We start from the raw sequence: 11,249 nt of genomic DNA, 5'->3' as shown, positions 1-11,249 counted from the left end.
TATATGAAATACATTTAAAATCAGCGAGTTATTTCTTATCCTTTCTTCCTTTATTTATTTTTTCAAAGTTTTTTGTCCCGTACAAAGGCGTCGTATTTTGTATTGGAAGACTGATAATACTTACTTAAGGTATTTGAATTATAATTGGTATTATAAGTAATTTTTTATTCATTTATAAAGTACTTTTGCGTTGGGTAAAATTAAGTTAATAAGTTAATAAGTTAATAAGTTAATAAGTTAATAAGTTAATAAGTTAATAAGTTAATAAGTTAAAAGGATTAAATATGTTTGATAAAACAAGTCCTATAAGTGATAAGGGTTTTCAAAAATATAAACAGGATTTTCAACAAAAATTTCTTTTAAATTTGGAAAATCATCTAAAGTTGCCATATGATCCCAAAGGCGCGGACAATCAACCGTATAAAGTCATAGAAAAAACCAAGGGTACAGCAGCTATTTTTTCTCGTATATTTGATGAATACAAAGTTCCTTTACCTTCTTATGATGAGTTTAAAAAATATATAAAAGCACCAAGTTGTATTGGGGCGTATATGCAATCTTTAATAGATGAACTTTTACCTGAGCTTTTAAATGAAGATAAAACGGCTTTAAATCCCAGAATAATTGACGCAATTAATCACAATAATAAAGAAAATTACCGCCTCATGCTGCAAAAAGCAAATAATGACCCTCAACAACTTGCAAGATTCTTTATACAAGCAATAGTTGTTGGTTATAGTCAGCAAATGTTAGACAAAGTTAAGAAAGACCCGGACCCAGAAGTACAAATGGCATGGTTCAATAATGAGGGTGCTGAGTTTACAATAGTAAGTGGACTAGTGACTATTGATGGACTTAGTGAGTTTGCGCAGAAACCCTTACCCATAGATGAAGAAGAACAAAGATCCCGTATGCAGAAGTTAATGAATGTATATGGAGGGAATGAGAATGCTCCTCAGGGACTCAAGAATAAGTTTGAGAGATTTAATGATTCTTGTGAAATTAGTAAGATAAAAGCTCTTGAAGCTTATTTAGATGCATTAAACTGGGCATTAAAAGAAGAGAATTTAAAAGGATTATCTGAAGAAAAAGTCCAAGAATTATATAAGCTAGTTGAAGAAAATATTTCCCTTGTTCCATTGGATGAGAATTTAGAAGCTCGAGTCAATTTCAACAAGGCTTATAAGGATTTAGAAAAAATTAGTTCATCTGATAAAAGAGTTGGAAACCTTTTAAGTGCTGTTAAAAATGTTGATTTGAGTACAGAGGATTTGCAAAGAATAACTACCTACCTTAATGATACAAAAGCTTTTATCGAGAATCCTACCAAGGAAACCCGTGAAAAGCAGCATAATAATATAAGAGATGCAATTGGAAAAAACCAATCGTGGGGACCCATTATTGGTGGCGCACTACTCTTGGATAAAGTAGTTTATCACTCTCTGGATTTTGATGGATGTTATAGCAACGAGGCCTCAAGCTTTAAGCTTGGTAGAAACTGGATTACAGAACGCACACTTGAAGAATCCAATAAAGCCTACCTAGAGGCAAATCGTAAATTTCTAGATTCTTTGAAAACAGAAGATAAAACAGTTCTTTTCATTGGCTCTAATCGCCAAACACCTGATATAGATTTTAAAAATGGAACTGGCACGGACTATCCTCCTGGCTCCGTTTACCCGAGAATGGCCGCTATTGCTAAAGAATTGGGAGAAAATGCTACATTTAATCCTTTTCTACTTCCGGATTTAGAGAGTGATGTAGTTGTGGCAGGAGAAACGTTTGAAAAATTCAAGGAGAAGGGATACTTAAATGAGAATGGGAGTTATAAAGAGGAAATAATATCAACTAAATTTAATGAGGATGGATTTTTAGAGTTAATAGATGATGAAAGTAAGGTCTCCTTGGCTCTGGCTCAAATGCATTATGCTGCCATGGAAAATCCTGATGATATCATTGAATTTAATTTTTACGACGATCGTAAAGACATCGTCGAAAGTATGGAACATTTTTTTAAAGAACATCCCGAATTAATTCCTAAGAATGTAATCTTAAACTTAAGGGGATATTCCGGCCCCCAATTAACTCAAGAACAAGCCAATGAGAATCTCCTTAATTTTCTAACACACACAACAACAGATCTTGAAAGTGAAGAAACAAAGAAGGCAATATCAGAAGCCCAAAAACATAATATTCCTATCCTCATTAAAATTCCAGGTGAGGAGGAAAAATTTAAAATATATTGCCGTGATGCTAATGGAAATTGGGACTTCGCTGACTTTAATAGAAATATAGAGGGATTAGAGGCTTCTAAATTTGATGACGTTTTTCCGGAGCTTAAAGGGATTAAAGGACATAATACATCAAAAAACATGGAAATTTTTGATGAGTTAAAAAAGCATCATTTCTTGCCTATCCCAGTAACAAGAAGAGATAAAGTCTATAATTATGGAAGCCCAACATTAATAGCTTCAATACCAGGCGAGGGTAGTATTCCAAAAGACGTAGCTGATTGGAAACCTCTTTATAGAGCAGTTCGAGAAGCTTCGATGAGTCCCGATGCGAAGCAATGGAAAGCAATGAAGGTTGCTAGTGAGTTCAGTTTTACAGAACTTATATCGCAATCCTACTCCGAAAATCGCTTACCTGCTAAAAGGGTGAAAGAATTTATTGATCACAATCTTTCAAAAATGGGAAATAAAGAGATTGCTGAAGTACTTTCTAAGAGCAAAATAAGTAGCCAAGCAGTAGTTCAAATCCTTAATGGGAATGAAAATAAAGATAATATAATTAAACAAATCATAGAGAACAAAATCAATCAGCTTAAAGAAGAATTAAGTAAGGAAGAACGTCAGCAGATAGAATCTTTTCTTAAAGGGTTTAAAAAGACTATTAATACCATAATAACTGAAAAATTATTGGAATTGCGCAATGAGAATGATCTTGAAAAGAGAACTGCAATAGAGTCTTATTTAATTGATCTTTATAAGCTAAAAATTCGCGATGGCAATCAATCTTTAGCCGAGATGAAAATAAATCCCGAGATAAAACAACCAAGAGATGCACTGTGTAGCACCATTAGTGATGCATTGAACTCACCTATATCACTACAAGATTGTCAAAAATTGAATAGTTTAGTAGGAAATGCGAGAATTGCTGCGGATCCTAATGGAGACCCTAGAACTCAATCAAAATCCCTTTGCGCACTTGCCTATCTTTCAGACGAGCTTGTTGGAGCAAAATCTGAGAAGTTGCAGGCAGCCTCTTTAGCATGTGGATTATTTGCTGTTATTGCGACAATAGCAGCATTTGCTCTTGCTCCTACAGGTATTGGGTTTATTGTTGGTATGGCTGTAGCTGGGGCACTGGCAGCGGCTAGCATTGGAACGGGAATAGCGGCAAAAGTTAAAAAATCCGATTTGTCGGAAAAAACTCAGGACTTCAAGAAGGCGCTCGAGGAAACGAGAGAAGCTCAAGTGAAAGAGGAGCCAGAGCATTCTCAATTTAACTTTTCGTGACCTAAGAAAGAGCCTTAGTCGAAATTTAGATGCAAAGAAGCCGGGCTGTAGCAACGTGCCAAATTGCTTTTTGAAATTGGATTCGTTGTTGTGATGCTGAGTTGGTGTAATGTCCGACTGCTAAGCGAAGAGGTTTCTAGTTTTTCCTATGACCTTGGAGATTCATTGTAGCCTGGGTTTCGCTATGCTGCACCCAGGTTACCAATTCATTTAATTAATGATCTATTCGTGACTAGTAAACTTCATCTCTTCATCTTGGTAAGTCACATCAATTGTTTCACCTGATTTAAATCTTCCGGTTAAGATTGCTTGAGCCAGAGGGTTTTCCAATTGTTGCTGTATGGTTCGCTTCAAAGGTCTAGCACCATATACTGGATCAAATCCTGCTTCAGCTAAATGCGTTAATGCCTCTTGAGTCACTTCAAGATGAATGTCTTGTTGTTTTAGGCGTTTTTGTAAATAGCTAATTTGTATGGCAGCAATTTTTGCGATTTGCTCTTTAACCAAAGCATGGAAGACAACTGTATCATCAATTCGGTTAATAAATTCAGGACGAAAATGTTGTCTAACCATTTCCATGACAGCTTCTTTGATTTGCTCGTATTTGAATTTATTACCCATTTCTTGAATTAGATTCGAGCCAAGATTGGACGTCATGACAATAATCGTGTTGCGAAAATCTACAGTACGACCTTGGCCGTCAGTTAAACGACCATCATCCATTACTTGGAGAAGAATATTAAACACATCAGAATGTGCTTTTTCCACTTCATCCAGTAAAATGACTGAATAGGGTCTGCGACGTACAGCTTCGGTTAAGTAGCCACCTTCTTCATAACCAACATAACCTGGGGGTGCACCAATTAAGCGCGCAACAGAATGTTTTTCCATAAACTCAGACATGTCGATACGTACCATTGCTTCTTCTGTATCAAAAAGAAATGTTGCTAAGGCTTTACACAACTCTGTTTTGCCGACACCAGTAGGCCCCAGAAACAAAAATGATCCAATAGGACGATTAGGATCAGATAGGCCTGCACGTGAACGCCGAATGGCGTTAGATACTGCCTCTATGGCTTCATTTTGTCCTATGAGACGATGATGCAGTACTTCCTCCATCTTTAGTAATTTTTCTTTTTCGCCTTCCATCATTTTAGCTACAGGGATACCCGTCCATTTAGAAACAACTTCTGCAACTTCATCCTCAGTGACTTTATTACGCACGAGTTTGGTTTCATGTGATTCCGCAGTTGCTACTTGGGTTAGGCGTTTTTCAAGTTCTGGAATACGCCCGTATTGTAATTCGGACATCCGACTTAAATCTCCAGCTCGACGTGCGGTTTCCATTTCAAGCTTTGCTTGCTCAAGCGCTTCTTTAATTTGAGTGGCTCCTTGCATGGTTGCTTTTTCAGCTTTCCATACCTCTTCTAAATCGGAATAATTGTGTTCCAATTCGTCAATCGCATGTTGTAAATCTTCAAGTCGTTTTTTAGAGGCTTCATCATGTTCTTTTTTGAGTGCTTCACGTTCAATTTTTAATTGAATCAAACGTCGCTCTAATTTATCCATACTTTCGGGTTTTGAATCGATTTCCATACGTATCAAGCTTCCTGCTTCATCGATTAAATCAATTGCTTTATCAGGTAGCTGCCTGTCTGTAATATACCGGTGTGATAAAGTAGCAGCTGCAACAATCGCAGGATCGGTAATTTCAACACCATGATGAACTTCATAGCGTTCTTTTAATCCACGAAGAATAGCTATGGTGTCTTCAACACTCGGTTCATCAACCAAAACTTTCTGAAAACGTCGCTCTAAGGCCGCATCTTTTTCAATGTATTGTCGGTACTCGTCTAACGTAGTTGCGCCAATGCAATGCAGTTCACCCCGAGCTAAAGCAGGTTTAAGCATGTTTCCTGCATCCATTGCTCCTTCTGCTTTTCCGGCACCAACCATGGTATGGAGCTCGTCTATAAAGAGTATGATTTGACCTTCTTGTTTGGCTAAGTCATTGAGTACTGCTTTAAGTCGTTCTTCGAACTCACCCCGAAATTTTGCTCCGGCAATTAATGCGCCCATATCTAGAGCAAGTAATCGTTTATTTTTTAGGCCTTCAGGAACTTCGCCATTAATAATGCGTTGTGCCAATCCTTCAACGATAGCAGTTTTACCTACTCCAGGTTCACCAATCAAAACTGGGTTGTTTTTAGTGCGTCTTTGCAGGACTTGAATGGTTCTACGGATTTCATCATCGCGTCCTATGACGGGGTCTAATTTACCTTGTTCTGCACGTGCTGTTAAATCTAAAGTATACTTTTCAAGTGCTTGTCGTTGTTCTTCAGCATTAGGATCAGTAACTGTTTCTCCACCTCTTAGCTCATTTATGGCTTTTTCTATGGCTTTAAGTTCACCACCAACTTGTTTGAGCATGCGAGAAAGAACACCCTCTTCACTTATTGCAGCTAAAATAAAAAGCTCACTGGAAATAAAGTTGTCTTTTTTTTGTTGGGCTAATTTATCAGTAAGATTTAATAAGCGATTTAAGGCATTGGAAATATGAACATCTCCTCCCATACCAGCTACTTTAGGAAGTTTATCCAAAGCTTGATCGAGTAAAGTTCTTAATAGAGGGATATTGACTCCAGCTTTACTGAGCAAAGGCCTGCAGCTGCCTCCCTCTTGATCCAAAAGCGCTTTCATTAAATGTTCCGGCTCTATAAAACCATTATCTCTTCCTAAAGCTAGAGACTGTGCATCTGCTAAAGCTATTTGAAACTTTGATGTTAGTTTATCCATTCTCATAACGATTCACCTTATTTAATGGGTGTTAATTTTCTTTTATCTACCGTAAAATGAGGTTTAATTAAATAATTTCAAGTGATTTTAATATGACAAATGATATTTCTTCTAATTCGAGTCAGGATTCACAAGCTTTACTGAATCAAATCATCATTGATTATATGAAAGAAGCGAAAAGAAAGCGTAGATGGAAGTGGTTCATGCGCGTCATTTATTTATTAATTATTGCTTATATTGTTTATCAATTTTCTACGAGCTCCAATGAAGAGGCGGGTACCAATACCAAGCCTCATGTTGGAATTGTTGACATTAATGGTGAAATGGCGGATGCAAAACCTGCTAACTCCGATGATTTTGCGAAGGGCATTGATGCCGCTTATAAAAATTCGGGATTAAAAGCACTAATTGTTCGTATTAATAGTCCTGGAGGTAGTCCGGTACAGGCTGAATATATGTACAACACGATAAAATATTATCAAAAAAAACATCCTGATATAAAAATTTATTCGGTTTGTGTCGATGCTTGTGCTTCTGCTGCTTATTATGTCGCTGTTGCTACTGATGCTATTTATGCAAGCCCTGCAAGTATGGTCGGTTCGATTGGAGTTTTATACAATGGATTTGGAGTAGTTGATTTGATGAATAAAATCGGGGTTTCACGCCGCTTGCAAACATCTGGTGTTAATAAAGGATTTTTAGATCCTTTTTCTCCGCAAACTGATTTTGAAAAACAAAAGTTACAAACGATGCTTGATATAGTGCATCAGCAATTTATTAATCGTGTGAAAGAGGGCAGAGGAAGTCGTTTACACATTGATGATGAAACTTTTTCAGGACTTTTTTGGACTGGTGAGCAAGCCCTAACTATGGGATTAATTGATGGATATGCCAGTAGCGGACAATTAGCTCGTGAAATTATTAATGTTCCAGAGGTTATTGATTACACTCATAAACAAAATATCTTTGATCGCGTCACTAAAAATATTGGTACGGCTATGGCAGATGAGTTACCTTTAAGTTTTGGGGCAAGGCAAGGATTTAAGTAACATGAGTTCGACATAAACGACATAAAATGTCTTTTATGTCGTTAAACAAACGTTATCCCGTAAAATGCGCAGTATTTAATCGACAGTAAAGCTTTCTCCACAACCACATTGACCTGTTTGGTTGGGATTATTAAATACAAATTTATGATTTAATCCTTGTTTTACATAATCAACGTCCATTTTTTTTAAAAATGGATAGCTGGCTTTATCAACACAGACAACGTATTCTTCAGTTAAAGGTAGAATTAAATCTCCTTCTAATGGGGCTAATACATAATCTACTACATAGGATAAACCCGAACACCCCGTTTTTTTTACTGATAGGCGAATTCCTGCATGTCCAGGCTTTTTTTGTAAATAAGATACTACATGTTTTAAAGCTGCATCAGTAAAACTGATTTCAGGTGTTTTATTTTCTGCATGATGCATGATGACGCTCATGATACTTCCTCTCAATTTTATTTATAGACTTCTTCATATCACATTTTTATCTGATTGTTCACAATCAAGCAAAATTTATTGATTATGTAAGAAGTTTATTTTTTATTAAAAACAGGACTTCTTTATAAATATCTATAATCCTTAATGCTATAGGGTATTGGGCAATAGGAATATCCAAGTCGTTAATAATTAGTAGATGATCAATTTCTGGCACGTCATCTATAGTTTTTCCCTCTAATTGTCTGCATAACCATTCTAAACTGGCAATCACGTAGGGATTGCCATTTGTTTTAAAACAAACACGTATAATTGCACCCTTTGAGTCACATTGCATGTAGAGTTCAATAGTCCCCTGATTTTTTTGATTATTTTTTACCATCACTGCGAGAGCATGATTGGTATCAATGATCCCTACATGTTTTGGTAAAAAAAAATAATCTTGTACTATTTTATTATACATCATGATGGTGATATTTCGTGTAATCGAGTGATTTGAGTGCAAATTGTATTAATTGCATATTCAATTTCTTCTTCTTTAGTAAAACGTCCAATAGATAATCTCACCGTACTTTGTGCAAGATCATCACTTAATCCCAATGCTTTAAGCACATAAGAGGGTTGGATGCTTGCAGAGCTACATGCTGATGTAGTAGATACTGCTAATTCATTTAATGCTAAAAGCAAAGAGTCGCCATCCAATCCTGCGAAACTCATATTCAAATTTCCAGCGATTCGTTGATGTTCATCGCCATTAAGCTGGATGCCCGGTAAATGCTTTATACCATTCCATAAGCGTCTGCTGTAACTTAAGATACGTGTCTGTTCTTCTTTACGCAAGAGCTCAGTTAATGCGAATGCCTCTCCCATACCTACTATTTGGTGAGTTGCTAATGTTCCTGAGCGTAGGCCTCCTTCATGTCCTCCGCCAAAACTTTGGGGTTGAAGACGAATTCTAGGTTTATGTCTGACATATAATGCACCGATGCCTTTGGGGCCATAATTTTTATGTGCTGAAAATGCCATTAAATCTACAGATAGCTGGGTTAAATTAATCGGAATTTTTCCTGCACTTTGTGCTGCATCAACATGAAAAATAATTCCTTTATGACGTAATAAAGAACCTATAGCTTCAATATCTTGGACAACTCCAATTTCATTATTCACATGCATAATAGACACTAAAATAGTGTCGCTTCTTAATGTTTGAGCTAATTGTTCAAGATCTAATAAACCATTAGATTTTGGCTGTAGATAGGATACTTCAAAACCATTTTTTTCTAGGCGGTTAAAACTATCGAGTACTGCTTTATGCTCTGTACTCATAGTAATTAGATGTTTTCCTTTGTTTTGGTAAAAATGGGCGGCACCAATGATTGCTAAATTATTTGCTTCAGTTGCTCCCGATGTAAACACAATATCCTGGGGCGACGCATGAATTGTCTCTGCAATTTGTGTACGAGCATGTTCAACAGCACGTGCAGCGACTCTACCGTATTCATGAGTAGTTGATGAAGGGTTACCATAATCTCCATCGGGTCCTAAATAGCAGAGCATACGCTCTACAACACATGGATCAACTGGTGTTGTTGCCATATAATCAAAATAAATTGGTTTTTTAATGATCGTGTTCACTCCTGCCTCTTTTGCTTGCCCATTCAATTGATTTTTGTACTTGACTTAACATCCCTCTTAAAAGATTTACCTCCATTTTCTCTAAGCTCACACGATTAAATAATCGTCGTACGCGTTGCATTAAACGTCGTGGATTAGAAGTTTTTAAAAATTGAATCTCAATAAAAACTTCTTTGAGATGTTCGTAAAATTGTTCGATATCTTCTGCAGTTGCATATTCGTCTTGTCGTAATGCTACTTCTGCTTTAGGTGCTAACAATTTCATACGTAATTCATATGCAATAATTTGTACGGCTTGAGCCAGATTTAGCGAACTGTACTCAGGATTACTTGGAATATTTATATGATAATGACATTTTAGCAGTTCTTCATTAGTAAGGCCTGCATGTTCTCGCCCAAATACAATAGCAATTTGAGTTTTATCGGCTTGCTGATAGACTAAATCAGCACAAGATGAGGGAATTAAACCAGGTAAAGAAATTCCTCTAGGTCTTGCACTGGTGCCTAAAATGAGCTGACATCCCACCAAAGCCTCATCTAAAGACCCTGTAACTATAGCACTTGCTAAAAGATCATCCGCCCCAGCCGCCATTTCTTGTGCGCGCAGATCAGGAAAAGATTTGGGATTAACCAAATAAAGAGATTTTAACCCCATAGTTTTCATTGCTCGAGCTGTTGAACCTATATTACCTGGATGAGAAGTTGCTACTAAAATGATACGAATAGAATTTAGATTCATAAAAAATAATAATTAATGCATTTCGATCATGCGATCATAACATTTAACTCTCTTTGTGCAAAAAAAGTATGATAGAATCGCCAGTTTTGTAGATTACTATAGAGTATATTCATGGAACCACTTTTAAATATAGCAGTTAATGCAGCGCGACAAGCCGGTGATATAATAATTCGTCATATGGAGCAAGTGGATCGTCTTAAAATTACCGCTAAAAATAACCATGAATATTTTAGCGAAGTAGACATCAAAGCAGAACAGACTATTATTAATACCATTTATAAGGCGTATCCAGAGCATGGAATTTTAGCTGAGGAAAGCGGGATACAAGAAGGGGACGGAGAAACAATTTGGATTATTGATCCTTTAGATGGAACATCTAATTATTTACATGGTTTTCCCTTTTTTTCAGTTTCTATTGCAGTACAAATTAAAGGAAGAATAGAGCATGGAATTATTTATGATCCATTACGACATGAATGTTTTGCCGCGAGTCGTGGGCGAGGGGCTCGATTAAATGATCGAAGAATTCGTGTTTCGAAACAAACTCAACTCACGGCCGCATTATTAGGAACAGGATTCCCATCCCGAGATATTAATGTTGCGCAAAGATATTTACCTACATTAGATGCATTGTTGGGTAAGTGTGCTGGAATAAGAAGAACAGGATCTGCTGCCCTTGATTTAGCGTATGTAGCTAGTGGACGGTTGGATGGTTTTTGGGAGTTTGGTTTACGCCCTTGGGATATTGCTGCAGGTTCACTATTAATTAGAGAGGCTGGTGGATTAATTAGCGATTTACAAGGAGGAGATGATTTTATTAAATATGGAGATGTTGTTGCAGGAACACCCAAAGTATTTAAATCTTTGCTGCAAACTATTTCTCCTGCTTTGAAATAAGTGGGAAAGACAAGGTAATATCTCTGAAGCTTTTATACATCCTAATATTTTCTCAGAAGTGACGCAAAATTTGAATGATCTGGCGCACGACAGTGCGCTTTGTTCTTATTTTTTGAGTGAGCATAGAAACTTTAAACATTAAGTCAATCAAAAGGCCTAGCCTCAAGAGCACTAGTA

The 11,249-nt window shown here is 36.7% G+C and carries 8 protein-coding genes; 3 read left to right on the top strand and 5 right to left on the bottom strand.

Annotation, left to right across the window (positions count from 1 at the left end):
- The first annotated feature begins 284 nt into the window (after positions 1-284).
- The gene (locus tag Lsan_RS21310) at positions 285-3,518 is read left to right on the top strand and encodes a hypothetical protein (protein WP_065236321.1); all 3,234 of its coding nucleotides are present in this window, start codon (positions 285-287) and stop codon (positions 3,516-3,518) included.
- Positions 3,519-3,740: 222 nt separating this feature from the next.
- Here Lsan_RS21310 and clpB read toward each other — a convergent pair whose 3' ends face one another.
- A complete protein-coding gene (gene clpB / locus Lsan_RS16095; RefSeq protein ID WP_058515152.1) occupies positions 3,741-6,320 on the bottom strand; it encodes an ATP-dependent chaperone ClpB in 2,580 nt (859 codons plus the stop codon).
- Positions 6,321-6,406: 86 nt separating this feature from the next.
- Between clpB and Lsan_RS16090 the strand changes: the two genes are divergently transcribed.
- A complete protein-coding gene (locus tag Lsan_RS16090; protein ID WP_058515151.1) occupies positions 6,407-7,363 on the top strand; it encodes a S49 family peptidase in 957 nt (318 codons plus the stop codon).
- 75 nt (positions 7,364-7,438) lie between these two features.
- Here the strand turns inward: Lsan_RS16090 and Lsan_RS16085 are convergent, their stop codons facing one another.
- The 4 genes from Lsan_RS16085 to trmJ all read right to left on the bottom strand — a co-directional run bounded on the left by Lsan_RS16085 (position 7,439) and on the right by trmJ (position 10,175).
- A complete protein-coding gene (locus Lsan_RS16085; RefSeq protein WP_058515150.1) occupies positions 7,439-7,804 on the bottom strand; it encodes a HesB/IscA family protein in 366 nt (121 codons plus the stop codon).
- 82 nt (positions 7,805-7,886) lie between these two features.
- Entirely contained in the window at positions 7,887-8,267 is a 381-nt protein-coding gene (locus Lsan_RS16080; RefSeq protein WP_133134257.1) for an iron-sulfur cluster assembly scaffold protein, read from the bottom strand.
- A complete protein-coding gene (locus Lsan_RS16075) occupies positions 8,264-9,436 on the bottom strand; it encodes an IscS subfamily cysteine desulfurase (protein ID WP_083505167.1) in 1,173 nt (390 codons plus the stop codon). The genes Lsan_RS16080 and Lsan_RS16075 overlap by 4 nt, the downstream gene beginning before the upstream one ends.
- A complete protein-coding gene (trmJ, locus tag Lsan_RS16070; RefSeq protein WP_058515149.1) occupies positions 9,420-10,175 on the bottom strand; it encodes a tRNA (cytosine(32)/uridine(32)-2'-O)-methyltransferase TrmJ in 756 nt (251 codons plus the stop codon). Before trmJ ends, Lsan_RS16075 begins: the two co-directional genes overlap by 17 nt.
- Before the next feature lie 111 nt (positions 10,176-10,286).
- Here trmJ and Lsan_RS16065 point away from each other — a divergent pair, with 111 nt between their 5' ends.
- Positions 10,287-11,072, top strand: coding sequence for an inositol monophosphatase family protein (locus Lsan_RS16065; RefSeq protein ID WP_058515148.1), 786 nt, complete (start codon positions 10,287-10,289; stop codon positions 11,070-11,072).
- The last annotated feature ends 177 nt before the right edge of the window (positions 11,073-11,249 follow it).

The sequence above is a fragment of the Legionella santicrucis genome, assembly GCF_001468135.1.
GTDB lineage: Bacteria > Pseudomonadota > Gammaproteobacteria > Legionellales > Legionellaceae > Legionella > Legionella santicrucis.
The sequence above is the reverse complement of the archived record's forward strand: the minus strand, read 5'-3'. Positions and strand labels throughout refer to the sequence as shown.